At 67.3% G+C, this 26,563-nt stretch carries 21 protein-coding genes and 2 pseudogenes; 8 read left to right on the top strand and 15 right to left on the bottom strand.

The annotated features are described in order from the left end of the window. Positions 1–4: 4 nt before the first annotated feature. Both ACTWQC_RS29790 and ACTWQC_RS29785 read right to left on the bottom strand, forming a co-directional pair. Entirely contained in the window at positions 5–1,300 is a 1,296-nt protein-coding gene (locus tag ACTWQC_RS29790) for an MFS transporter (protein ID WP_443318943.1), read from the bottom strand. Beyond that, positions 1,297–2,669 (bottom strand): annotated as a pseudogene (locus ACTWQC_RS29785) (cytochrome P450). Before ACTWQC_RS29785 ends, ACTWQC_RS29790 begins: the two are co-directional and overlap by 4 nt. Before the next feature lie 376 nt (positions 2,670–3,045). Between ACTWQC_RS29785 and ACTWQC_RS29780 the strand changes: the two are divergent. Further along, positions 3,046–4,110, top strand: coding sequence for a helix-turn-helix transcriptional regulator (locus ACTWQC_RS29780; RefSeq protein ID WP_443318942.1), 1,065 nt, complete (start codon positions 3,046–3,048; stop codon positions 4,108–4,110). Positions 4,111–4,434: 324 nt separating this feature from the next. On the opposite strand, the gene ACTWQC_RS29775 is transcribed toward ACTWQC_RS29780, so the two are convergent. Continuing rightward, positions 4,435–4,881 carry a hypothetical protein gene (locus tag ACTWQC_RS29775; RefSeq protein WP_443318941.1) on the bottom strand — a complete coding sequence of 149 codons (447 nt, stop codon included), beginning with the start codon at positions 4,879–4,881 and terminating at the stop codon, positions 4,435–4,437. 640 nt (positions 4,882–5,521) lie between these two features. Between ACTWQC_RS29775 and ACTWQC_RS29770 the strand changes: the two genes are divergently transcribed. From ACTWQC_RS29770 to ACTWQC_RS29760, 3 genes are all read left to right on the top strand, one after another. Next, positions 5,522–5,785 carry a helix-turn-helix transcriptional regulator gene (locus tag ACTWQC_RS29770; protein WP_443318940.1) on the top strand — a complete coding sequence of 88 codons (264 nt, stop codon included), beginning with the start codon at positions 5,522–5,524 and terminating at the stop codon, positions 5,783–5,785. A gap of 157 nt (positions 5,786–5,942) precedes the next feature. Further along, positions 5,943–6,830: a DUF6083 domain-containing protein gene (locus ACTWQC_RS29765; protein ID WP_443318939.1), complete on the top strand. Its 888-nt coding sequence runs from the start codon at positions 5,943–5,945 to the stop codon at positions 6,828–6,830. Between the two features lie 66 nt (positions 6,831–6,896). After that, positions 6,897–8,387: a UvrD-helicase domain-containing protein gene (locus ACTWQC_RS29760; protein WP_443318938.1), complete on the top strand. Its 1,491-nt coding sequence runs from the start codon at positions 6,897–6,899 to the stop codon at positions 8,385–8,387. Positions 8,388–9,018: 631 nt separating this feature from the next. On the opposite strand, the gene ACTWQC_RS29755 is transcribed toward ACTWQC_RS29760, so the two are convergent. The 3 genes from ACTWQC_RS29755 to ACTWQC_RS29745 form a co-directional block, all read right to left on the bottom strand. Then, complete coding sequence (locus ACTWQC_RS29755) at positions 9,019–9,480, bottom strand: hypothetical protein (RefSeq protein WP_443318937.1); 462 nt, start codon at positions 9,478–9,480, stop codon at positions 9,019–9,021. Positions 9,481–9,565: 85 nt separating this feature from the next. After that, positions 9,566–10,873, bottom strand: coding sequence for a NucA/NucB deoxyribonuclease domain-containing protein (locus ACTWQC_RS29750; RefSeq protein ID WP_443318936.1), 1,308 nt, complete (start codon positions 10,871–10,873; stop codon positions 9,566–9,568). A gap of 388 nt (positions 10,874–11,261) precedes the next feature. Then, the gene (locus tag ACTWQC_RS29745; RefSeq protein ID WP_443318935.1) at positions 11,262–11,666 is read right to left on the bottom strand and encodes a hypothetical protein; all 405 of its coding nucleotides are present in this window, start codon (positions 11,664–11,666) and stop codon (positions 11,262–11,264) included. A 358-nt stretch (positions 11,667–12,024) separates the two neighbouring features. On the opposite strand from ACTWQC_RS29745, the gene ACTWQC_RS29740 reads away from it, so the two are divergent. Then, complete coding sequence (locus tag ACTWQC_RS29740) at positions 12,025–12,210, top strand: hypothetical protein (RefSeq protein WP_443318934.1); 186 nt, start codon at positions 12,025–12,027, stop codon at positions 12,208–12,210. Positions 12,211–14,069: 1,859 nt separating this feature from the next. On the opposite strand, the gene ACTWQC_RS29735 is transcribed toward ACTWQC_RS29740, so the two are convergent. The 3 genes from ACTWQC_RS29735 to ACTWQC_RS29725 all read right to left on the bottom strand — a co-directional run bounded on the left by ACTWQC_RS29735 (position 14,070) and on the right by ACTWQC_RS29725 (position 16,214). Further along, complete coding sequence (locus ACTWQC_RS29735; RefSeq protein ID WP_443318933.1) at positions 14,070–14,219, bottom strand: hypothetical protein; 150 nt, start codon at positions 14,217–14,219, stop codon at positions 14,070–14,072. Positions 14,220–14,691: 472 nt separating this feature from the next. After that, positions 14,692–15,330, bottom strand: coding sequence for a hypothetical protein (locus ACTWQC_RS29730; RefSeq protein WP_443318932.1), 639 nt, complete (start codon positions 15,328–15,330; stop codon positions 14,692–14,694). Positions 15,331–15,557: 227 nt separating this feature from the next. Next, entirely contained in the window at positions 15,558–16,214 is a 657-nt protein-coding gene (locus tag ACTWQC_RS29725) for an SGNH/GDSL hydrolase family protein (RefSeq protein WP_443318931.1), read from the bottom strand. Positions 16,215–16,528: 314 nt separating this feature from the next. On the opposite strand from ACTWQC_RS29725, the gene ACTWQC_RS29720 reads away from it, so the two are divergent. From ACTWQC_RS29720 to ACTWQC_RS29710, 3 genes and pseudogenes are all read left to right on the top strand, one after another. After that, on the top strand, positions 16,529–16,843 hold the full coding sequence (locus ACTWQC_RS29720) for a hypothetical protein (RefSeq protein WP_443318930.1): 315 nt from the start codon (positions 16,529–16,531) through the stop codon (positions 16,841–16,843). A gap of 91 nt (positions 16,844–16,934) precedes the next feature. Next, positions 16,935–17,522 (top strand): hypothetical protein, encoded by a 588-nt coding sequence (locus ACTWQC_RS29715; RefSeq protein ID WP_443318929.1) that lies wholly within the window; start codon positions 16,935–16,937, stop codon positions 17,520–17,522. 499 nt (positions 17,523–18,021) lie between these two features. Next, positions 18,022–18,190 (top strand): annotated as a pseudogene (locus tag ACTWQC_RS29710) (PadR family transcriptional regulator); the annotation flags it as partial. 359 nt (positions 18,191–18,549) lie between these two features. Here the strand turns inward: ACTWQC_RS29710 and ACTWQC_RS29705 are convergent. The 6 genes from ACTWQC_RS29705 to ACTWQC_RS29680 all read right to left on the bottom strand — a co-directional run bounded on the left by ACTWQC_RS29705 (position 18,550) and on the right by ACTWQC_RS29680 (position 26,068). After that, positions 18,550–18,996, bottom strand: a complete 447-nt coding sequence (locus ACTWQC_RS29705) for a VOC family protein (protein WP_443318928.1) — start codon at positions 18,994–18,996, stop codon at positions 18,550–18,552. A 956-nt stretch (positions 18,997–19,952) separates the two neighbouring features. Then, positions 19,953–21,674 carry an AMP-binding protein gene (locus tag ACTWQC_RS29700; protein WP_443318927.1) on the bottom strand — a complete coding sequence of 574 codons (1,722 nt, stop codon included), beginning with the start codon at positions 21,672–21,674 and terminating at the stop codon, positions 19,953–19,955. Further along, entirely contained in the window at positions 21,671–23,650 is a 1,980-nt protein-coding gene (locus tag ACTWQC_RS29695; RefSeq protein WP_443318926.1) for an FAD/NAD(P)-binding protein, read from the bottom strand. The genes ACTWQC_RS29700 and ACTWQC_RS29695 overlap by 4 nt, the downstream gene beginning before the upstream one ends. A 60-nt stretch (positions 23,651–23,710) precedes the next feature. Further along, on the bottom strand, positions 23,711–25,066 hold the full coding sequence (locus tag ACTWQC_RS29690) for a methylaspartate mutase (protein WP_443318925.1): 1,356 nt from the start codon (positions 25,064–25,066) through the stop codon (positions 23,711–23,713). After that, a complete protein-coding gene (locus ACTWQC_RS29685; RefSeq protein ID WP_443318924.1) occupies positions 25,063–25,554 on the bottom strand; it encodes a cobalamin B12-binding domain-containing protein in 492 nt (163 codons plus the stop codon). The genes ACTWQC_RS29690 and ACTWQC_RS29685 overlap by 4 nt, the downstream gene beginning before the upstream one ends. Before the next feature lie 97 nt (positions 25,555–25,651). Next, positions 25,652–26,068: a cupin domain-containing protein gene (locus ACTWQC_RS29680; protein ID WP_443318923.1), complete on the bottom strand. Its 417-nt coding sequence runs from the start codon at positions 26,066–26,068 to the stop codon at positions 25,652–25,654. Positions 26,069–26,563 lie beyond the last annotated feature (495 nt).

Below are 26,563 nucleotides of genomic sequence, written 5' to 3'. Positions count from 1 at the left end.
GGCCTTACCTTTCGGCAGATGGAGCTGAGTGGTAGGGGGCAGTGCGGTCGCCAGCGCCGGCTGCTCCTGAGGTCATCGGCGACGCCTGATGGGGTGTGGCAGGTCGCCAGGGCCGCTGCCAGCCCGTGAGTACGGCTGCCGCTACGGCGGCGATTCCTGCACTGGTGAACACCCAGGGCATGGGCATCCAGTCGGCCAGCAGTCCACCTGCGGCCAGTCCGATGCCTTGGGTCGTGATCGAGCCTGCGCCCGTGAGAGTCATGGCGCGGCCCCTGAGCGCGTCAGGCACCCGTTCGACATAGAGCTGGTCGAGGGGGAGCGCGAAGGCTGTGCCGACGCCGCTGACGAGCAGCAGTGCCAGGGCCATGGGGAGCGACGGGGTGAAGACGAAGAAGAGCAAGGGAACTGTCGCGACGAGGATGAGGGCCGGCACCCATCGGTTGCGTTCCTCCGCTCCCAGCAACCGTGCGACCGCGGCCTCGCCGAGCACCGTGCCGACTGCGGGGAAGGCCAGCAGGAGCCCCACAGCCTCGGGGCCTCCTCCGAGCTGCACTGCGTAGGGAGCGGCAAGCCCCTCTGGTAGCACGATGAGTGCTGTAGGTACCCATTGGAGAAGCAGGAGGCGGCGCAGCACCGGGTTTCTGAGGATCGACCGGTTTCCTCGAACGGTCGCACGGACAATCCCGGTTGTGCGGTCGGGGTGTCCTGCGGCGCCTGCAGGTCTGGGCCGGACGAGCAGCATCACTAGTGCTATGGAAAAGGCGAATGTTGCGGCGTCTATGAGCAGTGCAGTCCGGGGAGTGAAGATGATCAGTAGCAGGCCGCCCAAGCCGAAGCCGAGCGTCTGGCCGACTTGGACGGTCCCCGAGAACATAGATCTGGCCAGTGCATAGCCGCTCATCCCGATGATCTCGGGAAGCAGAACCTGCCTGGCAGCGCGGAACAACGGAGACAGGGCCCCCGAGGCGGTCACCAGGATGAGCAGGACCGGGATGGGCATGCCGGGCAGGGCCATCACCAGCACACATGCCATCCGGCTGAGGTCGCCGATCAGCATTAGGCGCCGTGCAGGCACCAAATCGACCACGGCGGATGCCAGCGCAGCAGTGAGGACCTGCGGCAAGAAGCCGAGCGCGTAGGTGAGTGCGGCCATGAGGGCCGAACTGGTGCGGTCGTAAACGAGGACAGACAGCGCGACTTTAGTCAGGACATCGCCGAGGATTGACACGGTGTGTGCTGCGAAGAGGGCACTGAACTCACGGTTGCTCAGCAGCTGCTTGTACGTGGCTGATCCGCTCATGGCACGTCCCTGCCGGTTACCGGGCACACTATCTGCGCCGAGCCGGTGATGGGTTGCGCAGCCGACGCCCGATGGACCGGTCTGGCGGCCAACTGCACCCTCAAGCCACTGGGTGACAGTCCACGGGACGGGTCGGGGACCACCGTGGCCCCCGGGGCCGATGCCAGGAGAAAATTCCGCGCCATGAAAGCGATCGCGAGCGTCATCTCAATCAGACTCCACGACATCCCCATACAGATCAGTGGCCCAGCCCCGAAGGGCAAATAGGCGTACTGCGGAGCGGCAGTACCAGAGCCCTCGGGGAGCCAGCGGTCCGGGTCGAACCGCAACGGTTCAGGAAACCAGCGCGGTCCCGTTGAATGACGTAAGCAGGGACCATCACCTTGGTGCCGCGCTCTAAGGTGTAATCGCCAAGCGTGGTCTCGTGAAGTGCGTGACGGGCGATCATCCAGTTGGGCGGCCACAGTCGAAGAGCCTCTTTAACCACCCGCGCCGTGTAGTCCAGTCCGCGGTAGTGGGCATGGGTAGCGGGTCCCGACTCCGGGAGTACCGCTGCTGCCTCTGTCGCGACTCTCTCCTGGGCTTCGGGATGCCGGGTCAATTCGTGGATGGCCCATCCGAAGCCTGCGGCGGAGGTGTTCTCGGCCGCTAGTAGGGTAGCCGCCAACGTCTCGCGGATGATCGCGTCCGACAACGCTCCGTATCGGCCCATCGGCTGAGCCAGCACGTCGAGCAAACCTCCCGCGCCATCGCGCCCCTCTGCGCGCCGAACACTGATCACCTGTTCGATGGCCCTCTCCAGCCTCCGGTTGGCTCGGGCGACGCGCCGATGGCGTGGCAGCGGTAACCAAGGGGGGAGCGGTGTGGAGCTGCGGACGACCGGAGTAAGCGCATCGAAGAGTTCCCGCCCCAACCCGTCCACGAGGTGTGCATCCTCTGCGAAACAGAGCACCGCCCCGACCCTGGAGGTGAGGGACCGCATGCGGTCAACGACGTCAATCTCACCGAGACTCCACGATGAAATCCCGCCACTCATCTCTGCAGCGATCATGGGGATGTTCGCTTGCATGGAGGAGGGGCGCATTGCTCGCATGCGGGCCGCTCGGGAAGATGTCCACTGCTGCTGAGTCTCGGCGTCGTCCTTCTGCTTGCGGTGGAGAAAGTCGACCTCCCCACCGAAATCCACGTTAGTCCGCAGTAGAACCTCCCCAGCCAAGGCCGGGTCGGTAACAACGACGATGTGGCGCTCAAACGACCAGATCGCGCCATACTTTTCCGACATGCTTGTCATGAAGTTGAGGCGGTCCTGGTCGTATGCTGGACCGTTGCCAGCAAGGCGTCCACCGCGCGGGCCTGGAGGTCGTTTCATCGGCTCCCCGTGAGTCTGAGGCGTCTGGCCCTTGGGCCGGGGCGAGATTGCCCCTCGCCCCGGCCCAAGGAAGCTCTTGACCTGCGGTCTCAGTACTTGTAGAAGCCGGCCAGGGCCGTCATCTTCGTGCGGCGGGCAATCGCGTACGAGAAGGTCTTGATCATGGCCATCTTCGATACCTCATTCATGAAGGAGCCATTCCGCAACCGGAATGGCTGCGTTGTCCGTTCAACTCCAAGTGTTTTCCCCGGAGTTCTTTGTGCCCCTTCAGCCTGCCGAGCCCCACCCTCCCCCGTCTAGGATGATCAGCTGGCCTTAAGCTGCATGCAGGATCTTTCCTGGGGGGCAAACAGTGGAGAATCGCTCCATAGCAGGCATGGGCCGGCTGAGCGACGTCGAAATTGACGTCTTCCGCTGGACCACACAGCACGGACACTTGACCGTTGAAGCAGCAGCTCTGGATCTCGAGCTGACAGTGGAGGTAGTGCAACAGGCGGCCACCGCACTCACCGCTCGGCACCTGCTTCGGCCGCTGCAAGGGGCCGAAGCAGAGACTCGGCTCGTATCCGTTGCTCCCGAGACAGCGGCAGCGACCCTGCTTGCCTCTATCGAGACTTCACTGCGCAGTCAGCTGGCGCAGACTGAAGAGCTGAGGGGGGATTACAACGCGCTGGTTCCTCTATACGCCGAGATCCAGCAGACCCGGCGTCACCACACTCCGATCGAAGAGGTCCGCGACACCAAGACTGTCGTTAAATTAATCGATGACGCGATAGCGCACTGCCGAGTAGAAGTGATCACCTGCGAACCCAGCCGCGAGCAGCCCACAGAGCTGGTGGAGCATGCAAGCGACCGCGACCTGGCCCTCCTCCGGCGCGGCGTGCAGATGCGCACCCTCTACCAACACACAGCTCGCCACGACACAACGACACAGGAGTACGTCAAGCAGCTCGCCTCGACCGGAGCCCAGGTCCGGACCCTGCCAGAGCTATTTGGCAGGATGATCGCGATTGACCAGAAGATCGCGTTCATCTCTCACCGCAATGGGCAAGATGGCGCGGTCATCATCCGTGACCCCTCCACGGTCAGTTACTTATGGGCGGTCTTTGAGCACTCTTGGATACTTGCCACTCCTCTCAATCCGGGTCACTTCGGCACCCCCACCATCAGCACCGAGGCCAAGCAGGCGATCGTACGACTGCTTACGGAGGGCATGAAGGATGAGGTCATCGCCCGCCGACTCAGCATGTCCCTGCGAACGTGTCGGAAGCACATCGCGGAGATCATGGAGAGCTTTCGCGCCGAAAGCCGATTCCAGCTCGGTTACCTCATTCGCGCGCGGCTAGGGGATGCCAGCAGTGCCACAGCCGGTCACATCGACAGCGTGGTTGACGCCGCCTGCTCCACTCGAGAGGGCAAAGACGGGGCTGGCTCGCTATGACGGCACCCCATCCGCCCATGGAATGGCCGCCTCACTAGACCGCTGATAGAGGCAGCAACCCCGGCTGGCCGGGAGGTCCCTGGCCCGACGGCAAGGAAGCTGCTGGCCAGGCCGCTGCCCAACAGCGAACAGAACTGCGACGGCATCGGGGCCACGCACTGCGCTAACGAGGCTGAACCGGCGTCATGCTCAGCCCCCTCATGGGATGTGGCTGAGCAGGTGCCAGTGGAGTTCGTTGCCGACCGGGTCCCTCGACCATGCTGTGATGACGTGCGCGGTAGCGAGGCGATCGATGGATGCGTCAAGGCCTTCGCGCATCACGGCTCAAGCGCGGGCGAGCTGGTCGGCTTCCGCGGCGCCGTGAAGCTGGCCGGGCGGCATGTGCGCGGCGAGTGCCAGTGCGGTTAGCCGCAGCGATGCGCTAAGGACGCGTAGGGGAGCGCGGGATGTGGTGCGCAGTGCCCAGTCGGCGGCGTGGGCGCGGTCTCGACGTCCGGGTGCCTGGTAGAGCAGGGCGTGGTCGAGGAGTTGGATGCCGGTGGGGGAGGGACTTGGGTCCGGTGGGGGCAGCACGCGTAGCCACTGGGCTTGTTCCAGTTCATGCCAGAGACCTGTCTCGTGGCCGAGTCGCAGGCTGCGCAGCAGTCCGCGTGGCACCCACAGCCGTGCCCCCGGACCCATGCGAAGAGCACACTGCAGCGCCACCAGTCGGGCCGCGGCCGTCACGTCAGCGGGGAGAGCGGCGGCGAGGTAGCTGAGCATCTCCTGCACGCGAACCCGGTCTCCCGGTCCGCGTCGTTGCCTTGTACGGCGTCTTCGGCTGGCAGGTGAGCTCTGCGCAGTTGACAGTGCGGTTTCGGGGACGACCGCGGCGTGCGCGGTGGCGGCGGCGCAGGCGGTGCAGGCGTCGGTCAGCCGCCAGATACGACCGCCGTGGTCACGCACCAGGACCAGCAGGACGGGACCGGCGCAGCCGCGGTGGCGCGGGTGCCAGCGGCAGCCCCTTTCGTGGCACTGGCAGGTCCGTAAATGCACTGGGACGGTGTCTTGGAGCGCATGACGCGCGAGATGGGCCAGCGCCGCCGAGCGAGTGGCGGCGCCTGAGAGCGGTCCGGTGTCCGGGCACTGTCGGCACACCAGCACCGGCCCGCCGGGCTGCGGGCGCAACTCCACCGTTCAGGTACGCCGCACCATCGCGCGGATCGTGCACAGCATCATCGAGCGCGACTCCTCCCGTTTGGTCGTCTGCGCGTGCTGCTCTCTCTCCCAGGGCTCGCGTCGGGTTGGGGAGCGGGGGTGACGGCCGCACACGGTAGTGCAGACCTCTGCCCTCTCGTATGGCCACTCGCCTGCACAAATAGGGCAGAGGTCTGCACTGACAGGGCATGTGACTGCACCGTCGGATGGTGGCGTGACGATCTTGCCGCCCGACCCGAACCTCGACGCGCTACGCCTGGAGCTGGCGCGCCTGCGGGCCGAGCGGGGATGGACCTACGACCAACTCGCCGAACGCAGCGGCCTGGCCCGGCGCACCCTCATCGAGATCGAACAGGGCCGCACCATCGGCACCCTGAAAACCTGGCACGCTCTCGCCCACGCCCTGAACACTCCGCTCGACGAACTCTTCAGCGCCCTCTGCCAGGGCCACAAGCCCCCTGAAAAGCCCGCCACCTGACGGCCTCCCGCAATCGTCCGGAGACCACCCGAACCGGTACCCAGAGGCGAACATGCGACCGACTGATCGCACGCACGTCGCACGCGGTCAGGCCGTTCGCGGGACACCACGGCACCGACACACCGTCAGCGGCGCGTCGCCTGGCACGTTCACCGCCATGTGCCCCCTGCCCCCCTCCTCGAGCCGCCGCTGGGACGGCAGCCCCACCACCGTCCGGAACCGGCGAACCCTGCGCGTCTCCACCAGCACCAGCCCGCTCCTGCGCTCCGGGCAGACCGCTCCCTGCCGCGACTGCGGCAACATCATCGAGTGGTACTACCGCAGCGACCACCGGCCCGTTCCCCTGCACCCGCACGAAATGCCTGCCTCCGCCGTCGCCGCGGCCTGCCGCTGGCACATCAGCTCCGGCATCGCCCACCCGGCGGGCGACGGCACCAACTGGTGCCGCCTGGCCCACGCCCTGCTCTGCCCCGCCCGAGACGCCCCGCGGCAATCCACTCCGTACCTGACCGGGGTGCGCCGCGGCCTGGCCGTGAACACCAGGCGCCTGACGGATGCCGGAACCTTCACCCCGCGCACCGACTCACCCGCCGAGATCCCGTCACCGTCCGTGTGCCGACCCCAGCGCCCCGTCGTCCAACTCCTCTACGTGCGCTACCTCGCCGGCCGCCCTATCGAGGAAATCCGATGCGTCGCTCAGACCCGCAGGCGCCGCCGCTGCACCAACCTCCTGCTCACCACCGGCCACCCAGCCGGCACCTGGACGCTGCTGCCCGCCACCGCCTCACTCGGTCAACTCGCCCTGCCCGCGACCACCATGGCCATCTACGACATCAGCCACCTGCCCTACACCGAGCAACTGCGCTGGCGCGCCCAGCACTGCGTCCAACACACCGCCACCACCGCCGCTGACATCGCCGTAGCCGAGTGGGAGCCCTTCGACCCACTCATCCACCACCAGCACATCCACCCGCGCCTGCCCACCCTCACCCGCCGCCGACCAGGACCCCGCCCAACCTCCGGCCGAGGCGCGCACCTGCCCTAACGCCCACCCTCAACCCCCTGGACGCCTTCCTCCACAGGCTGCCTCAAGCAACGCCGGGACCCTCACATGCACGCACCGACCGACGAACAGGCAGCGGCCGCAGATGCCTTCCACGCCGGAGACCACCTCGTCCTCCAAGCCGGCGCCGGAACCGGCAAAACCACCACCCTGGCCCTCCTCGCAGCCCGAACCCAGCGGCGCGGCCGCTACATCGCCTTCAACAAAGCCATCGCCACCACCGCAACCACCCGATTCCCCCGCACGGTCACCTGCAAGACCGCCCACGCCCTGGCCTACGCCGCCATCGGCCACCGCTACACCTCCCGCCTCAACGGCCCCCGCCAACCCGGCTGGAAAACCGGCCAAAACCTCGGCATCACCAAACCCGTGCGCATCGGCGAACGCGACGTCTCCCACAAGGCCCTCTCCCACACCGTGCTGCGCACCGTGACCCGCTACTGCCACTCCGCCGACCACACCCTCGCCCGCCACCACGTCCCGCACCTGCGCGGACTGGAAGCCCACGCCCTGCACACACAACTCGCCAGCCTCGTCCTGCCCTACGCCCGCAAGGCCTGGACCGACCTCCAAAACCCCGACCACGGGATCGTGCGCTTCGACCACGACCACTACCTGAAGATCTGGGCTCTGACCGAACCGAGAATCGACGCCGACTTCCTCCTCCTCGACGAGGCCCAAGACACCAACCCCGTCGTCGAACAGATCTTCAACAACCAGCGCGGCCACGCTCAACTGGTGATGGTCGGCGACTCCGCCCAAGCAATCTACGGCTGGCGCGGCGCCAAAGACGTGATGACGGGCTTCAACGGCACCGCCCTGACCCTCTCGCGGTCCTTCCGCTTCGGCCCCACCCTCGCCGCAGAGGCCAACCGCTGGCTGGCCATCGCCGACGCCCCCATCCGCCTCGACGGCACCGATACCATCCCTACCGAACTCGGCCCCGTCGACCACCCCGACGCGGTGCTGTGCCGCTCCAACGTCGGCGCAATGGCTGAGGTGATGACACTCCTGGAAGCCGGCCATCACGTAGCTCTGGTCGGGGGCGGGGAGAGCCTGCGCGCCCTGGCCATTGCTGCCCGCGACCTCAAGGAAGGACGCCGCACGTCCCACCCCGAGTTGGTTCTCTTTCCTACGTGGGGCGAACTGCAGGAGTACGCCGAGCACGATCCCGCAGGGGGAGACCTCCAACCCCTGGTCGACCTGGTCGACCAGCACGGCCCAGAAGCCATCCTCGTCGCTGTCGACCAACTCTCCGATGAAGATCACGCCGATGTGAGCGTCTCAACGGCCCATAAAGCCAAGGGTCGCGAGTGGCCGTCGGTGAGGATCGGTGACGACTTCACTCCGCCCAAGGAAAGCGACCAGTGCGACGAGACCGGCCGAGCCCTGCCTGGGCCCATCAATGAGGGCGAAGCACGTTTGGCCTACGTTGCCGTCACCCGTGCCCGCCACCGACTCGACCTCGGCGGCCTGGCCTGGATCCGCCACCACCCGGACGGAAATCCTGCTGCCACCCGCTCAGGCCCTGCTGTCTGATATGCCCACTACACCAGCTCCGTAGGCTTTCCGCCCCCACGCTGCGTCCACCTCCTCGCGTGCGTAGAGATTTGGATTTGCTGGTTCGTGCTTCCCGATGGCTGGCCACGCTGACCCATTCCGTCGATGGGCAGCGTCAGCGCGGGCCCGGAACTGCGTCGTCCACGAGCATCCTCACACTGTCAGCCCCCCCACGCAGCGTCGTAAAGGAGAGCCTGGGCCGGCGAGGCCGCACAAGGAAGGAGGGGGGGCCGTGGGCAGGATCAGCGTCGATGAGCAGGCCCTGGGACGGCTCCTGGCCCAGGCCGGGGAGACCCATGCCGTCCCCTACCAGCGGCGCCCCGCAACGAGCTCGCTGCCAGCCATCGAGGCAAGTCTGTGGCGGAGATCGTGCGCTGCTGCGCCAGGCAGCGGACCGGGCGCGGCTGGAGTTTCGACGTGCTGATCTCCTGGAGCAGGCGGAGGCCATCAGCACCGGCAAGCGGTACCAGCTGCGGATCAACGTGACGTGATGCCAGCGCTGACTGCGCCCTGGCTTGTTCTGACGGTACGGGGGCTGGGCGCGGAGCCTCCGGCGCGCGCATTGCAATGCCCCGGACGGGAGAGGTCGGGAGCTGGATGGTCGGGCTGGTTACCGGGCAGGCCACAGCTGTATCAGCCACTGTTCAACGCCGTGGTAGTACAGGTCGTGTCCAACACGCGCTGCGGCTTCATTCCGGCCGCGGCTGTGGGCGCGGAAGCGGTAGCTGCCGGGGGGGCCGACATGTAGCGGGTCGCTGGCGGGGCCGCCATCCCATTCCCGGACCATGACCTTCCCGCTGGGCACGCTGATGTCAATTTCCTCAACGACGTCCCACTTGGTGGTTTGCTCGGGTGGTTCGGTCGGCCACGCTTCCACGTGGACCGTGGGGTAGAAGTCGTTGCCGCCAGTGTGGAGGATGAGGCCGAAGTCCCCCGTCTTGATGATCTGGCTGTCTTCGTGCCGCGGGCCAGGGAGGACCACCTCTCCTGCGTTGCCGCAGAACATGAACTGCCGGTACTCGATGCGAGGCTCGGCCGTGAGGGAAGCTGTCGGGTTCGGCGCGTCGGGCATGTCCTGAGCCTTTCATGGCGGTGCCCGGCAGAGGGAGTCCTTTGCCGGGCACCGCCTTCAGGGCCGAGTAGGGGACCTGGGTGGATCAGATGGGGAAGCCCGATCCTCCCTGGATGAAGACGTAGAATGGGTCATTGTCGATGATGCGCTGGTTTGAGTACCACTGAGACAACAGGCTTCCCGCCTTCTGGTTGTCCGCGGACGGCAGCGCGCGAGCCGAGTAGCGGTCGTTCCCAGATGCGGCGCCCTGCAGCGTGGAGCTGAACGGGTACTCGTCACAGTCCTGGCCGTAGGTGGCGTAGTCGGCTCCGTAGTAGGTCTTGCAGGTAGAAACCGCCTTGCGGCGGTTAGCGTCCCTCAGAGCCTGGTCGTGGTAGACGCGGTTCAAGGTCTCACCGCTGGTGATCGCACCGGGGACGGTCTTGCCGGTCCATGAGGGGAAAGTCATCTCGGGCCGGTACTGGGCGTCGTCGATGTGCTTCGCGGTGGCGTCGACCTCAGGGTTGTTGACGGCGAGGTCATACCACAGCTCAGTGGTCAGGTCGAACACGCATCCCTTTGCGGCGCTGGGGATGTAGGTGGCGGAGTCGCAGCGGAACCCGTTCCTGCCGTTCTCGAGCTTGTTGCCCCCTACGAGCTGCAGGTAGCCGTCGAAGTCGTACAGGCTGATCTGGTCAGTGCCGCCGAGCGTCGTGCCCGGCTCCGGGGAGGTGTACTTGAAGTGGACGGTTGGGAAGTTCATCCATCCCGCGAGAGTGTCAGTACGCCCGTTGAAGGTGTCGGCGGTACACACGGCGCTGCCGTAGGTAGTGCAGTTCATGCCTGCCTGCACCACCATGGTCGCTGCGTCACCAGTAACGATCTGGATTTGGTCGAGCTGGGTGACGTACGTGATCTCCCGGACGCCGTTGTTGCCGTTCCCGACGGTACTGGCGCGCAGGTTGGCTTCCGCGACGGTCTTACAGCCTGAGTCGTTGCAGAGTTCTTTCTTGAGCTTGTAGTAGCCGAGCTTGCACCACGAGAAGTGGTCGATGGCGAAGCCCCCAGGGCGCTCCGCCAGACTCAGGGTCTGGCAATCGGTGATGGTCGCTCGATAGCCGGCTGCCGATGTCGTCTCGGTCGTCATCAGCTGCGTGGACATGCCGTCCGAGTCGCTGCTGTCCTTCTTCGTCAGAAGCTTGAGGCGTTCTTTGTACTCGGCCGTCGTGTCCTTGGGTGTTCGGTTCTTCCGCTCCTTCACGGAGTCAGAGAACGGCGCCTGCCCAGCGGGGCGGTTCTTCTTCTCCGGGCCGCCGAGCCCATCAGTCTCAGTGATCGTGACGACGGTTCGCTCGTTACCTTGCGGCGCTGCGGATGCCCCGCTGGAGAGCAGCGCTCCGATCACACCAGCCACGCATGTCGCGGTTAAGGCTATTCGTTTGAAACGCATGAGTTCCTTTCACCCATACTTTTGACATGCCCACGGCATATCGAGTTCAGGAACCTACCATGATCGGCGAGTGTCGGACTCCGCCCCTGCGGAGTCGGCCGGGTGTTGGCGGGGGACGGCGAAGGCCCCCGCCGGGGGAGTGGGCCTTGGGGTGGCTTGCCGGGAGCAACCCCCCGGACTCTAGCTCTTGTTGAACTAGGTCCGTCTTCAAAGATCACTAAGTGATGGATCATGGTCGTGTGCGTCGACATGAACTCAGCGACCATGAGTGGGAGTTGCTGGCCCCGCTCATATCCCGGGCCGGGACCGGTCTTCCACGTGCCGAGGACCGGCGGATCGTCAACGGCATGGTCTACAGATTCGCACCGGCATCACCGGGCGTGACCTGCCCGAACGGGCGACGGGACGTTGGACGACAGGCCGCGCAGCCCGACGGCGGTCGCGGACAGATGGGTCTTGGCGGCTGTGGGGCGTAGCCGGTGCCGTCCTGTCGACCCTCCCGCAGCATCCAGGTCGCGTACGCGACCTGGGCACCGCGACTGCCCTCGGTGACGGGCAGGCCGGTGGCAGCGCAGAAGCGTTCCCATCCCCGCCAGGACTTCGCGTACGTGTCGACGGTGTTGTCCGGCGTGATCTCCTTGGCCACCGCGTCGGCGAGGTCCTCGGCCTCGGCCAGGTGGCGGGCCGCGTCGACGCCGTGCCGCTCGGCCCACCGCAGCACGAGCGCGTACGGGTCGGCCGATGCGGCAGGTTCCAAAACGTTGTCTATGAGCTGCTCCCGATAAGGCCGTCATGTCGGCTTTGCCCTATCGGGTAAGGGGAGGTTATCCGACGCGACACCCCCGCTGGACGAGGGCCAGGAACGTGTGCGGGTCTTCTCCGCGGATCCGGAGAAGGCGCCGTACCTCGCACGCGGCCGGCCCCGCATCGGGCAGGCTGGCGCCCGGCACCACCTTTCGACCGTCGACGACGGCCGCGCGACTCATCACCGCGCGGTGGAGAGGGAGGCTGAACGCCCGCGGGCCGGGGCGGGGTGCCGCACTTGAGGAGACTTCACCGGCGTAGGCGAAGGAGTACGGCGCACGAGCGGCCCCCGATGGTGCGCCGGACTGACCGTGTTTGAGCCGAACTCCCCCGCCCTGCTGCTGGCCGCGGTCCTGGCCGTCATCGTCGTGGCCGCGCTCGCCGCCTTCACTACCATCGCTTGCCTCGCGCTGCGCCGGGCCCGCCCGGCCGACGTCCCCCACGTGCTCCGGGAGCTCGCCCGCGTCGCCCGCGCTGTAGTGCGCCGCAGGCCCTGATCCGGCCCGCCGGCTGCCGCCGAAGCCTCCTGGGCGGCTTGGGCCTCCCCGGTGACCGCGGCAGGGCCGGCGTCGCACGGGACCGTGATCGCCCGATCCTGTCGAGGACCAGCACAACGGCGACTCGCTTTATCAGCTCCCGGTTGAGCCGCATTTATGCGGCTGACCTGCGGCTTCTGCCCCGTGAATTGCATGGCGTGCGCGTTACGAATTCTGGGGGCAGCCGGAGGTGTATCAACCACGTTCGTGTCAACGCTCCTACCGATTCGAGAAGTGGTCCCCGGAGCGGGCCCGGGATCGATAACAGGGCCGCTTCTAAGGGCAGTTATCCGACTCGATCGGTGGCCCCACGCGTCGTACCGCTTCGGTGCGGCGCCTGGGCCTATCGGTTGAAGGGGAGGTTGAGGTTGGCAGCCGGAACGCCGTCCGACGGGACGACTGACCCGGCGAGGACCAAGCGGCAACCTGTCGCGGATGCGCTTCTGATCCCGGTCCGAGTCCTGCAGGCTGTGTACTACGCGGTCCGCATCTGGCTCTCATGGATGGGGCTCTGACGTGCTGACGGGCCCAACCCGCAGCAGGGTTAGGCCCATCGTGGTCCACGCCTGCGACCCCACGTCATCGCTGATCGGGCACCGACGTGGGGTCCACTCATGTGGACTGGTAGCTGGAGCACGGGCATCCCGGCTCGCAACGCGGCTACAGAGTATACCCATTACCAATCCTGGTGAAGTCGAACTTTGAAGCCCAAATTTGTACTCACGCGATGCTGCGAATCTTCCGCTTCAAATGTGTAGCTGAATGTTCCCGCGAGAACTTTCCGCAGTAGAAGCTCGATCCAAATCTCTGCGCACATTCTCCCACGACATTTTCAGCTTCCCGATTCACGTCTGAACATCTATTTTTCGCCCTTGTCTGGCGTTCCGCTTCCCAACGCGCATGCACAACGGGGAACGGTTCGTGTGCTTCGTCGTTCAGTCCTCAGCAGGCCAGTGTGTTTCGTCAGCATGTGCCGTCAGCGCTCTCGGCGGCCGTTGAGGCTGGTCAGACAGCAGCCGTGGGTTGCTGGTCCGCTCCAGTCCACGTCCCCAAAGTGAACAGTGGGACCAACTGGCAGCGAATGCGTCGGACAGGTCTGCGTTCATCGATCGCGTAGCCCAGCCCCAGTCGGCGCGCTGCCAACAACTCCAGCGGCGGCGTTGGGCGAGGAGCAGTCCGCCAGTGCTGACCGACTCAGGGGTTGGAATGGGCCACATCGCTGATGGGGAATCAGCAAGAGCTGGTCCGTGCCCGGTGCGACAAGCACGGGAATCGCGAGACCGACCGCCAGTCCCCAACGCCCTGATTCGCGACTGGCCAAAATGAGAAAAGCCCGTCTGACCTGCTATTTCTTACCCTGAAGTCAGGGTAGAGCGGTGCGTCCGCCACGCTCCCCCGTGGCGGGCGCACCGATCGGTCGGCGTGGGCGGCGTCGGGGTCGTAGGCGTTGCGCTGCAGGAAGGCGCCGGCGTGGGCGGCGGCCTCGACGGTGAGCACAGATCAGCGTCCAACCCTGTTCCGGCGAGTAGCACTCCCGCCGTGCGGTGAACGCGTCCCGGGCGTCCCGCCAAGGTCGCCGGTCGCGCGCTGCGCAGCGCGTTGTCCATGGACGGGGAACTGGACAAGGCGACTCTGCAGGCGTACCTCGACGGGCCCTGCCGTCGGAGCACACTTCCTGACGATCGGGGCTTGAGCGTGTAGGGGCGCCCGGAGCCATTGAGGCTGGCTCCGGGCGCCCTTTCGACGACTGTATCCGCTCGGCCAGGTCATCGAGGTCTCCCCCTGCCCGGTGCGCTCGACCGGGTCCCCTTCCCGTTGAGTCATCCGCGGTCGCCTCCCGCTGCGTGGAGCAGCGCGATCAGGACCAACATCGCGACGGCGAGGTTGCGGATATCGGCCGGGTCCCAGCCGGCCTGGAGGGCGAGGACGAGCACAGCGGCAACGGCGTAGGCCCAGTTGGTGCGACGCACGATGACTCCAATTCCCTTGTTGAGTAGGCAACTTGGAGATCGAGGGTGCGAGCTGGTGTGATTGTCCGCCTCCGCAAAGCGTGTTCGTGCAGGAAGAGGGCGGACAACCCCCGGGTTGACCGCGGACAGAGGGACAGGTTCATGGCGAAAGCGGGACAGCGCCCGGCCCGCTGGACGGCGACACGCCACAGGCCGAAGCGCTTGCCGCGTGGCTGCGGCAGCTCACGCGCGCGTTGACCCAGCGCGATCTGGCGGAACGGTTCGAGTACGGGCGCACTCAGTGGGGCGAGTTCCTCAAAGGGCGCAAGCTGATCCCCAGTTGGCTCCTGGACAACCTCGTCAGAGAACTGATCCCTGAGCCTCAGCTGCGCGAGCAACGGCGCCGCGAGGGACAGACCTGCTGGCCGCAGCCGAACGGGCGTCGATGGGCAAGGTGATGCCGCCGCCGAAGGCCAGCGGCTCGGTGGCGGAGCTACAGGTGCGCCTCGATGAGGCACGCAAGGGGCAGCTGCAGGCGCAGGGGACCTTGATGGGGACCCAGCAGGTCGTCTACACGCTGCTGCAGGTGGTGGCGGCTTTGCAGGACCGGTGCCGGGTGCTCGAGGAGGAGCGCGACCGGGCCGTGGAGAGGGCCCGTACCCAGGCTCTGGACGGGATCGCGCGGCAGCTGGCCGAGTCCGAGCAGCGCCTGCAGCAGGCCGAGGACCGTCTTTCCAGGGCGCGCCGCGAGCGGGAGGAGGCCGAGAGCATCCGTATCGCGGCGTACCACCTGGCCGAACAGCGCCGCCGCGACTTGGAGGAACTGCAGCAGCAGGCGGATCGGCGCAGCGATATGGAGGAGCGTGACGATCGCGCTCTGGACGTCCAGGACGCGGCGCATCCCGGGCTGCCGCCGCTGTACGAGTACGACCAGGCCCTCGAGCGGGCTGACGAGAGGCTTGATGCGCACGCCGAGGAGCTGTCCCGATTGCGTCGGCAGATGGGCCTTCCCGTCCACGACAACGGTGATGACCAGGACGTTGACCACGGAGGCAGGGTTGTCCGCGGTGAAGTCGTGGACACTGCGGACAACCCGTTGAGCAGCAACGAGGCGGCGGGTGGTGACGGACAAGACGGACCCGAGGATTGTGTGGGCGACGTGACGGACAGCGGTACCGCTGCGGGCCTGGGGGAGCACACGTCGGCTACTCCTGAGGAGTCGTGGTGGAATCCTGTGGATTGCCGTGTCTCGATGTGGTCTCCGGCCGTGGCACCACCGCCTCCTCCTCGCCGACGCCTACGGTGTGCGCGTGGATGGCATGGACTCCTCCCTCGCCAGGATGACCCTGGCTTGGAGATCTATAGCAACCTTGAGACTGCATCGGCCAACGAACTGCCCAGGGCTTGGTTGTTGGCCTGGGTGAAATGGATGCCGTCGACGCCGTCCGTAGTGACGACCTGTCCGGCATCGACGAAAGAGACTCCGGTGAAGTCCGCCATGGCCTGGTAGTGACGCGCGAGTTCAGTGGTCTTGGCCTGGGCGTCTTTGAAGACCTCCGCGAACCAGGGGTTGGGTATCTCGCCGAGCGGCGGGGGCGCCACGACGAGGACCCTGGGTGCGGGATAGCTGGTGCCGACGCCGCCCGCCGATCGGGCCACCTGGTCGACGAGCACGGACATTCCGGTGGCGATATCGAAGGGGCTGCGGCCTAAGTACGCCTTGGTGTCGTTGGTGCCGAGCATGAGGATGGCCAGGTCGAGGGGAAGATGGCTGGCCAGGGCGGAGGGGAGGTAGCGAGAGCCGTTGAGCCGGGGGTCGGTGGGGTCGTCAGCGTTGGTGGTACGCCCGCTTAAGCCTTCTTCGACGATCTCGTACACGTCTCCGAGTTCGGCTGCCATGATGCCGGTCCACCGCTGGGCAAAAGGGTAGCGGCGGGTGGGAACTGCCTCGGTCACGGGAACCCAGCCCCAGGTGAGGGAGTCTCCGAAGCACAGGAGGCGCTTGGCGTGTGACATGTGGTGCTGCTCCAATCTTTGGCGGGGGCGCTGCATGTCGGGGCGGTGCCATCTGTGCCATATCCCGTGGGTACTACTGGCCTTCAGGCGGTCTGGAGCGGTCTTGGTGCCAGGGGCCCTTCTGGATCTCGCCTCCAGATCAACTCCTTGGACTGCGGTGGCACCGGCGCCCGCTCATCGCACAGAGCACTTCGATGCTTCTCACCGCACGTGTGGTGTCAAAACCCAGCTACATCGTTCTCCGGCAACACCGGGTGCTGTCCCCGCTGACCGACAAGCGGTGTCAGCTCTCACCTACCAGGCCACCGGGACCGGTGCCTACACCCCCCCGCGGCCTGGCGGATACCGGGACCTTCCACGCGGCCCTGCGCGGCCTGCACCTGTCCGCCACCCGGCCCGACCCCGACACCATCCGCAAGGCCAGCCACGGGCTGCTCAGCGTCGAAGACGTCACCGGACTGCTCAGCGGCTCCCGCATCGGGGACTGGAAGACCGTCGACCGCCTCGTCCACGCCCTCCACGGACGGCCCGCCGACATCCAGCCGCTGTGGCACGCCGCCCGCATCCCGGCCCCTTCCAGCACCACTACCGGCCCGGCGCGCCCCTGGCACGCCGAGCATTTCGGATAGCGCAAGGCCCTCGTGGCCCGGCCTCAGTGGCGCCGCGCCGACCGCGCGGCGCCACCCTGACCGCCTGCCGCCTCGACTCAGGGGGAACACCATGAACCTGACGCTCCGCCAGGGCAACGACCGGCCCTCGCCCTTAACTCCCGCCCGTACCAGATGGGCGGCCAGCGCCCCGACTGGCCGTCGGCTGCCCACACCAGGCCATCCTCCCGCGCCAAGCGCCGTCGAGCAGCCCGCGCTGACCATGCCACCGGAATTCCAGGCCTTCTGCTCGCTGCACCAACCCATCTACCTCGACTACGCCCAGATACATCTCGAAGACGCAGCAGCCGCCGCGGACGCCGTCCGCAAAGCGTTCGGAGACCTGGCCATGACCTGGCCGCGGATCCTGCGCTGCCCCAACTCCACCGCACACGCATGGCAGACCTTCACCACCCGGATCAGCCCGACCCGCCACCAACTGCTCAGACTCCTGTACGCCGAAGACTCCACGAACGTGCCGCTCGCGGTCCGGCGCGCCGTCCTGACCATCACCGCCGCGCAGCACAACATCCTCACCCTGCACTGCGTCCTGCACTACCCGCTCCGCGACGTCGCTACCACCGTGGGGCAGGAGACCGGAATGGTCCGATCCCTCCTGCACTCAGCACTGCGCTGCCTGCCGGCATCGCTGGAGCCGTGATCACGCGGGTGGCGCCGGACTGGGCCGCCGGTCGATGGTGGTGTACGGCTTCCCCTTCAAGTACGCCTTGAACTTTGCCAGTTTGAGGGGCCGCCACGTGCGCTGCGTGGCTACACTCGCTCGCGCCGTGTGACGTAATCGACACCTAGGGCAGTTCGCGGGCAGGGCTGTGTGTCGATCGGGGTGGGGGAGCAACGGGTGGGCTGGAAGGTCGAATTCGACGACGCCTGCGGGGTCGAGACCGAAAGCCGTAGTGAAATCGCGGCGACACTGGCCAACGTGGCCAGCAGTACGACGACGCCTCAAGATGGCTGCTGGCCGGGGAACATCGATCAGACATCCTCTATAGAGGATGGCCTGGTCGTCCCGAAGGGCTGCCGCGCTCTCGCGGCCTCGGCGGACATCAACCCAAACCAGGGGCCTGGACCGGTGCGTCACGCACTCGATCCGTGTGCTCATGAGTGGGCTTCGGCTTGACCCTGCTCGTTGTCGTCCCCAGGTCCCCGACACCGCCGACCAGCACGCCGTGCTGCGCGGGCGGCTGGAATTCCTGGAACAGCCAGCGAGCTTCTTGGAGGATGTGGACGCCCCTGCCGGGTGGCATGCTCATCATCGCCCGCGCCACCAGCCACGCCGAACGGGCCTGGCTCCCTGAAGTCCTGACGTGACACCAACCGGAACACCATGCTGCGCGATGGCCCGGCATGGGGGGGCCGACTTTCCCCCTGTCAAGTCGATGTGTTGAGGCTGGCAGGGACTCGATCACCCCGGTCGGCCACCGACCGCCAGATCCGCGAGCTGCCGCCTGTGATACCCGTGCCCCCTGCCGAGTCGGATGCCCGCACTATGGGCACGCGACCGGATCGGCCTGGATCCGGGTCACCACCCGAACCACCTGTCCTTTCACGCCCACATGTTGGACATGCACCAGGGCGAGCCGAGGGAAGACTCCAGGAGTTCCACATCAAACGACAACGAGCCGCTACCACGACGGCAGTCATCACCACCGCTTTCGTGCCAGGGCCGCTTAAGTTGACTCAGCCCAGGCTGCCGAGGGCGGTGGGGCGTCCTGGGATGGGGATGCGTGGACTTCCAGGCGGATGCCGTCGGGGTCGGTGAAGAAGATGCCGCCCTGGGCCGGGTCCTCGGCGTGGGAGACGGCGCGGCTGTAGCGGTACTCGACGGCCAACCTGCGCAGGACGTTCTCGATGCAGTGGATCCTCTCAACGGAGTCGGCCTGGAAAGACATGTGGTGGAGGCCGGGCAGCGCTGGTGGAAAGTTGCCCCTGCTCTTTTCCCATAGGGTCACCACTACGCGACCCTGGAGCGTGAGGTAGGCGAAACCGCAGCCAGGGTCATGTCCTTCACTGTGTACCTCCAGGCCGAAGACACGACGGTAGAACTCAAGTGAGCGGTCCAGGTTGGTGACGTTCAATCCGACAGGACCTGGCTGAAGGGTGCCGTTCAAGGACATGACAGTGTCCTTCCGTGGGGGTGGGGGGTAACTGGCACTGAGTAATTAAAGCAAGGGAGGCCGCACCGTCTCCGGCGAGTCCACTGGGTCGACCGCGAAGGCCGAAGCAGGAACCGACTTAATTGTGGCCGAGGACTAACCTACGCCTGTCTGGGTGTGGCTGTGCCTGACCGAATTCCGCCCAGTGGCGCCTGCATCGTGCACTTCTTCGACGTGTTGATAGGCGGCACGCGTCAGCTCCATGTCTCCATTGGAGTGAGCGATCTTCCCAAGTCGCTAGTAGCCAAGGGAGTTTGCCGCCAGTCTGTCACGCCCTGTCTCGTGAAGCCCCCGTGCCGGAGGGTGATCCTCGGGTTGCCGGTGGCGGAGCAGCTGGTCAGGCTGGCCGATCCACGCCACGGCACGGAGTGCGTCACTCATTCGTGAGCGAGCTGTTCATCGCCATCTGTGTCATGGCCGCGTCCGTAGGTACGCGGCTATCGGCTGGGCACTGATCCGCCAGGGCCGGCACGGTGGTCGTGGATGTCAAGGCATCGTCCCGCAGGGCGACCTGCCGCTGCCATGCCCCGGACGGCAGACGCCGGGCGTGGGCGACCAGCTGGTGGCCGACTCGGCCGAGCGGCTGGGCGTGGGCCGTCGGCGGCGGTTCCGCGCACACCCGGTGTCAGCGGTGTGCGCTCGCGGGCTGGTGTTGGGCAGGGTGCGCCAGGCATGTGGCCTTGGGCCTGCCCCGGCAGTGCCGAGGGGCGCTCTCCCGGCCGCGTCGGCATCTTTCGTACGTTTTGAGCAACGCCTCCTGGGCGGTGGTCAGTTGTAACAGGCAAGCGCAAGCCCGTCATCAGCGGCGTCCGGCGATTACGGTGGCTCGCCCCCCGTCGCCAACGATCCCATGGTCCGTCCCGATGATGCGGGGTCAGGGCGGGACCGCACCACCGGGACGGGGTCGAGGACCGGACCTAGTCGACCACTGCGGCGGTCGCATCCGGTCGCGTGTCGAACAGGTCGTCGGTGTGGAACTCCGGGCCGGACCGTGCGTGGGAGGCACGTAGCTCGGCCCGGCGGATCTTGCCGGAGACGGTGCGCGGTAGTACATCGGCGAAGGCGACCACGTGGACATGCTTCTCGGCCGGCAGGTCGCGCCGTACGGCAGCCAGTACGGCTCGGGCCGTGTCCTGGTCGGGAGCCCAGCCTGCCGCCGCCACGACGACGGCCTTGGGGACCCACTGGCCGATGGGGTGGGGTACTGGGACGACGGCGGCGTCGGCGACCGCGGGGTGCCCCAGCAGGCTCCGCTCCAGTTCCAGAGGGGAGATCCGATGGTCGAAGGACTTGAACATGTCGTCCGCTCGGCCGATATAGCTCAGGCTCCCATCGGAAGCGCGGACCACCAGGTCTCCGGTGTGGTACTTGCCGCCCGCGAAGGCGGCCGCGGTCCGGCGCGGATCTCCCGCGTAGCTGGCCATGACGCCCGTCGGCCGGTCGGCGAGGTCGACGCACAGTTCGCCGACGGCGCCCTCGGGCACAGGCTGCCCTGTCTCGGGGTCGAGTACCGCGACGCGATAGCCGGGCAGAGGCCAGCCCATCCGGCCCGGTAGGACGGGCCGGCCCGGTGGGTTGCCGATCTGGGCGGTCGTCTCCGTCTGCCCGTAGCCGTCCCGTACGCCGAGGCCCCAGGCGTCCTGTACGGCGTGGAAGACGGACGGATCCAGCGGCTCTCCCGCGCTGGTTACCTCCCGTAGCCGGGGGGGACGGGCCCCGAGCCCGCGCCGTACCAGGCCACGCCATACCGTGGGCGGGGCGCAGAAGGTGGTGATCGGGCGGGTGCGCAGCGCGTCCAGGATGCCGGGCACATCACCACGGGAGGGCGCGAGCACCACGACCGCCGCCTCCGCGTTCCAGGGGACGAAGAAGGAACTCCAGGCGTGTTTCGCCCAGCCGGGTGCCGAGATGTTGAGGTGCACGTCGCCGGGGCGCAGGCCGTTCCAGTACATGCCGGACAGGTGGCCGACCGGATAGCTGATGTGGGTGTGGCACACCATCTTGGGACGTGACGTCGTCCCGGAGGTGAAGTAGAGGAAAAGAGGATCACCGCCCGGAGTCGGGCCGTCGGCGCGGAAGTCCGCAGCGGCGTCGAAGGATTCCTCGTACGGGGTCCAGCCAGGACGCCGACCGCCGACGCAGATCCTGTTCCACTCGCCTGGCAGGGCGGCGAACCGTGCGGTGAGCTGGGCCTCGGCGATGACGTGCCGTACGTCCGCCCGGGTCAGCCGGTCGGCGAGGTCCGCCGGGGTGGCCGTGGTGTACGTGGGTACCACCACCGCCCCGAGCTTGATGGCGGCCAGCATCGTCTCCCACAGCTCAGGGCGGTTGCCGAGCAACAGGAGCAGGGGGTCGCCACGGCGGACTCCCCGGCCGCGCAACCAGACAGCGACCTGGTCGGAGCGACGGTGGAGTTCGGCGAAGGAGATCCGTTGGTCACCGGAGTCGGTGACCAACCACAGGGCGGTGGCGGGGTTGTCGTGGGCCAGTGGGTCGAACCAGTCCAGGGCCCAGTTGAAGTCCGTCAGTTCGGGCCAGCGGAAGGCGCGGTGCGCCATCTCCAGGTCCTCGCCATGCTCCAGCAGCAGGTCCCTGGCGTTGCGGAAGAGGTCGCCCGGTGTGATGTGCGGCCCGCTCATGCCCGCTCTCCCGCACTGGCGTACGCCTCCGCCAGCGCTCCGACGACTTGCCGGGTGGGTTCCGGTCGGCGGAGCAGGTCCACCGCGATGGCGTCGGCGTCCCGATAGAACAGCGTTTGGACACCGGGGCGGCTGCTGCCTACCTGGGTGAACCAGCGGGTGTGCTCGGTGGGAATCCCCAGGGCGTAAAGGTCCTCCCGCTCCTGTCCGGCTGCGTCCACCACGTGGTAGGGCGCTCGGGTGACGTCGAGCCCCCCGGTGGCCAGACGGTGGCCGTCGCGGGCGTCCTCCACGACGTACTCACGGATCAGCCCGTCGGCGATCAGCTGCCGTGTCAGGGGGGAGGTGTCCAGCGTCAGCCGCGGAGTGGGGATACGGGCGTCCACCAGGACCGAGACCGTCCGGGCGGAACGGCCGACTTGCGGGGACTCGACTCGGAACCGCCCGGACGCCGGATCGGCGCTGAACCGGGCGGCGGGTCCGACGATGTCGACCACGCCTGCTTCCATGAGAGCGACGAGCTGGCGAACTCGTGCGCGCGGTGGTCCTGCCGACAGTAGGGCGTTGACCGGCAGGAATCGTTGGAGGAACGCCTCACGGTACGAACGCGGCCGGAGCCCGCCGTAGTCGACCGCCTCGCGGACCACGTTGCGGATGTCCCGCAGTACGTCGAGCGCGGCCTTCAGCGGGCCGTCGCTGTTGCCCAGGTCCGCCTCGGCGAGGTCCCGGTGGATGAGGCCGAGGAGTTCCCCTCGAAACGCCTCCGGATCGGGGAAGTAACGGTCACCGAACGGCCGGGCGAGGGCCCTCAGGTCCAGCGGGGGTATGTCACCGATGCCGGCGCTCTCCAGGAGACCGGCACGGTCCTCACCGGTCAACACCAGCGTGGCGTGACGGCGGGCGAAGGCCTCAGCAGCAGCGGCGCCCGCGCGGGCCCGTACATGCGCGGTGTAGTAGACGTGGTCCACCTCCTGAAGCAGGAGGGGCAGGACGTCCTCGTCAAAGTCCAGGCGGGGGCTGCCCGTCGCCGCGTCACGTCGCTTACGTGTCTGTGTCAGCGCGTCGCTGGTGAGGAACAGCGGACGGTGGCTGAACTGCGGCGACTTCTGGTTCCGGCCACGGGCCGGGATCGGGAGTCCGCTACGGGAACCAGCGACCAGCAGGGGCTCGGCCCCGCTGGGGAGGTAGCGCAGGGTCCCGCTCCGGCCGGGGGCGAAGGTGCCGCCACGGCCGACCGTGAGGGCGAGGAGCACGTCGTAGAAGGAAAGGCCCATCCCCAGGATTCCCACCGCCGTGCCGGCCGGAGCGATGTCCGGTCCGAGGTCCAGGTCGGCCGCGGAATCGGCGCACACGTAGTGGACGCCGGGCCGGTCGGCGGCGAACGCGAGCATGTCCTGTTCGAACGTGCCAGGTGCGTTCTGCGGGTGACCGGTAGCGATGACGACCTTGTCGGCGCCGAGTCGACCGGCGGCGGATTCCAGTTCCAGCAGGTAACCCCCGCCTGGCCGGGGACGCAGGGCGGTGACCCGGTCGCGGACGGGTACGAGCTCGGCGGTGTCCGGGAGGTGGTCGACGATCGAACGGTGGACAAAGCGCAGGTACTGGCCGTAGCGCAGGCGTGAAGCGTAGTCGTCCGGGCCCAGGGCCTGCTCGCCGTGGGTGCGCGCCCGTTCGGCGATCCATTCTCCCAGGGAGGGACCGGCTCCGGGGCGGGCGGGGCCGTCGTCGGGGTGGCCCGAGTACATGGTGACCTGCCCGGCCACGGTGTTCATCGTGAACCAGTCCGGCTGGTCGGTCCGCCAGATGCGACCGGCTCCGACTTCGACCGCGTCGATGGCGTAGACGCGTACCGGGCGTCCGGCGTGAGACGGTTCCCTGAGCCGTACGGCAAGTCGTTCCAGGACTGACAGACCGCGCGGCCCGGCGCCGACGACGGCGATGGTGAGTGGACGCAGATCGGGTACGGGTCCGTTCACGGTTCTTCCCTTTGCTCCGTAGGGGCGGGACAGTTCGGTACGGTGCGGCCACGGCGCCGTTTAGTGACGCAGGGGCGGGTGCACGGTTTCGTCGGGTTCCAGGGCTGGGGTGGCGGAGCCCAGGGCGGCCCGGTCGAAGGTGTGCTGGACGTGCGAGAGCATGCCGAGCAGGTCGTCCGCCCGGAGACGCTGGCGGGCCGGTGCGGGCGTGGCGCGGATCGGCATGCGGCCGACCCTCAGCCAGCGCAGCCTGCCGCGCTCGTCGAGGTAGCTGCGGGAGCGTTGGGCGTTGTCGGCGTGCAGGCAGAACGGCACATCGAGGTAGCCGAGTTGGAACGCCTTCAACAGGGCACGGCCGATGTCCGTGTCGAGTTCGAGTACCGCCTCGACGAGGCTAGAGGCCTCCTCATAGACCTCCGGGTCGTCCTCGTCGTCGGGCCGGGCAGGGCAAGGGGTGGCGTCGCCGGCTCTGGGCGGCGGCACCGGCCCGTGCCGGGCGGCCGCGGCGGCATGCTCCAGCGCCTGTACGTTGTCCTCGATGGTGGGTATCCGGTGCGCCTCGGCCGGCGTTTTGACGATCAGCCGTTCCGTGCCGGTGGCGGCGGCCAGCCTGGCACTCTGCCGCAGTAGGGCGAGCGCACCCGGAAGGGACTGCGGGAAGACCCCCATGTAGGTGTAGAGCACAACGTGCCAGTCGGTGCCGGTCAGATACTCGGCGGCCAATCGGCGCAGTGCGTGGATGGCGGAGACGTCCTGTGCGAAGTCGGTCTGCTGGGCGTAGCTGAGGGAGATACTGCGCAGGCCGTGTCGGCGGAAGAAGATGCCTTCAAGGACGGACAGTGCGACCAGCAGCCCGGGCGGGCACAGCTGGCCGAGCATGCAGCCGCCGAAACTCTCCAGGTGAGCGCCGGGAACCCGCTCGGCCAGGACCTCACAACTACGTGCCCATGCAGGTATGGCCTCCGCCAGGGGTGTGCGGCTGTAGGGCAGGCAGTAGGAGACCGGGCCTCCCTCGGTTGCATCAAGACCGGCGTCGACGAGGGCTTCGACGATGCCGAGCGGTAGCGGGGAGCCGTGTCTGACCTGGATGGCGAAGTCTTCGAGGCCGACTGATGCGATCATCTCGCGGGTGGCCGCGCCGCCGTGGGCGACGATGGGGAAACCGTTCAGGTCGGCGCCGTTGGCCAGTGCTCGGCGGGCCGAGTCGTGGTCGCCGACCCGGGTGTAACTGTCCAGGGTGATCGTGCCGACGGTACGGGCGCGGGCCGCGCGCACGGCACGGAGCCCGCTACCCATGTGGGCGATCGTGGGAAAGCCCATGCGTGGCTGGACCAGGAGTTCACCGGCCTGCCGGGCCCTGGCCACGGCCATGGCGAACGAACCGGGCCCGCCGGCCTGGGGGAGCTGGCCGCTCACGACATGGCCCGTGACATGCCAGTGGAGAGCGGACGGGTCGTCGGTGCGGTGAGGTAGCGGCGGAACTCGGCGACTCCGGCCGCGTCTTCGAAGACGGCGTCGAATCCTGCGGCGAGCAGCTCGGGCCCGTAGGAGCCTGCCTCGGCTCCCCGGGTACCGAGCCTGCCGCCGATGACCACACGGAGGTCGGCCAAGTCGGCATCGCTGCGCAGGCGGTTGATCAGGCGCCGCCCGTCCAGCTGCCCGTGGCCGTTGACACTGCTGAGGACCAGCATGTCCGGGCGGACCCGGCGGCACTCGGCCAGCACCATCTCATCCGGCACGCACGCACCGATGTTGACGACCTCGTGACCCATCTCCTCCAGCAAGAGCTGGAGGAAAACCAGATTCCAGGTGTGCGAATCCGACGAGACACTCGACACCAGGACCCGCCGCCCACGGGCGGTCCCAGGCGATGACGGCGGCACGGCACTAAAAGTGGATAACATGGAAAATACTCACATCTCCTGCATGAGGGGACAGGCCGGACCCGGACCGGGACATCACCGCCGGAAGCGTCAGGCAGACGTCCCTCTGTTGGTCGCGTCAGGCGTCGGCGGCGGCACCCACCGGCCTGATCGGCCGGTCCGGCGTACGGGCGGCAGCGGGCCGGGTACGGATGGCGAGCACGGTGCAGCCGCGGCTGCTCGACATCTGGTGCTGGGTGCCCGGGGCCTCGACGATCAGGTCGCCCTTGGCGTACGTGGGGCCGTCGCTGTGGTCGAGGGTGCCGTCCAGGACCAGCATCAGCTCGTAGCCGAGGTGCTCGTGGAAGTCGCCATGAGCGCCGGGCGGGAACCTCAGCAGCAGCCCCACCGAGTCCTCGCCCTGTTCAGCGTCCGGGGCCCACAGAACGTGGTGCTCGACGCCGACCCGTCCCGGCTCGCTCCAGGGCACCCAGTTCAGTTGCCGGAGTTCGAAACCGTTGCGGAACACATTGTGGATGTACTGAATATCGGGCATGTCTCCCTCTTCGTTCGTGTTGCCTGCGATGCCGTGAAAAACCCTAGGCGGGAAAGCGAGGGAAAATACCTGACAGTCCGATACGAGGAATCGGTTTCCCTGGTGGGTCCGGTAAGAAGCTCTAACGCAATGTTCGTGTGTCTGTAAGGGATCTGGCCGGTGACAACTGGAGGAAGCGGCCCTGGATGCCGTCACGACGCTCCCAGCGCATCCTCAGACGCCGAAAGCGTCGGCCGCGCGGCGAGGTTCCCTCCGCGGCAGGTCCTGTTCACGCGGCCTCCCGTCGAACCGGACATGCCGGTTTCCTGGCCATCCGGCTCTCCAATGACGACGGCGTTGAGCGATCCGGCCGTTCGTGCAGCATGGATACGGTCAAGGTCGCCGTCACGGTCATCCGGTTTCTCCTCGGGCGGAACCGAGGAGACGGTCATCCACGTGGCGGATGTAGCGCAGCCTGCAATATGCCGGGGCGTCCGGATCGATGCTCGGCACGCT

Origin of the sequence: Streptomyces sp. 8N616 (assembly GCF_052246385.1) — a bacterium.
Taxonomy (GTDB): Bacteria; Actinomycetota; Actinomycetes; order Streptomycetales; family Streptomycetaceae; genus Streptomyces.
Note: the sequence above shows the minus strand (reverse complement) of the source record. Positions and strands in the feature narration are given on the sequence as shown.

What these genes read in the sequence shown, in the direction of transcription:
- ACTWQC_RS29705 (WP_443318928.1), bottom strand. Translation starts at nt 18,996, where the DNA reads ATGTCCTTGAACGGCACCCTTCAGCCAGGTCCTGTCGGATTGAACGTC.
- ACTWQC_RS29780 (WP_443318942.1), top strand. Translation starts at nt 3,046, where the DNA reads ATGGGCCGGCTGAGCGACGTCGAAATTGACGTCTTCCGCTGGACCACA.
- ACTWQC_RS29715 (WP_443318929.1), top strand. Translation starts at nt 16,935, where the DNA reads ATGAACCTGACGCTCCGCCAGGGCAACGACCGGCCCTCGCCCTTAACT.
- ACTWQC_RS29680 (WP_443318923.1), bottom strand. Translation starts at nt 26,068, where the DNA reads ATGCCCGATATTCAGTACATCCACAATGTGTTCCGCAACGGTTTCGAA.
- ACTWQC_RS29725 (WP_443318931.1), bottom strand. Translation starts at nt 16,214, where the DNA reads ATGTCACACGCCAAGCGCCTCCTGTGCTTCGGAGACTCCCTCACCTGG.
- ACTWQC_RS29755 (WP_443318937.1), bottom strand. Translation starts at nt 9,480, where the DNA reads ATGCCCGACGCGCCGAACCCGACAGCTTCCCTCACGGCCGAGCCTCGC.
- ACTWQC_RS29760 (WP_443318938.1), top strand. Translation starts at nt 6,897, where the DNA reads ATGCACGCACCGACCGACGAACAGGCAGCGGCCGCAGATGCCTTCCAC.
- ACTWQC_RS29765 (WP_443318939.1), top strand. Translation starts at nt 5,943, where the DNA reads ATGTGCCCCCTGCCCCCCTCCTCGAGCCGCCGCTGGGACGGCAGCCCC.
- ACTWQC_RS29700 (WP_443318927.1), bottom strand. Translation starts at nt 21,674, where the DNA reads ATGAGCGGGCCGCACATCACACCGGGCGACCTCTTCCGCAACGCCAGG.
- ACTWQC_RS29685 (WP_443318924.1), bottom strand. Translation starts at nt 25,554, where the DNA reads ATGTTATCCACTTTTAGTGCCGTGCCGCCGTCATCGCCTGGGACCGCC.
- ACTWQC_RS29790 (WP_443318943.1), bottom strand. Translation starts at nt 1,300, where the DNA reads ATGAGCGGATCAGCCACGTACAAGCAGCTGCTGAGCAACCGTGAGTTC.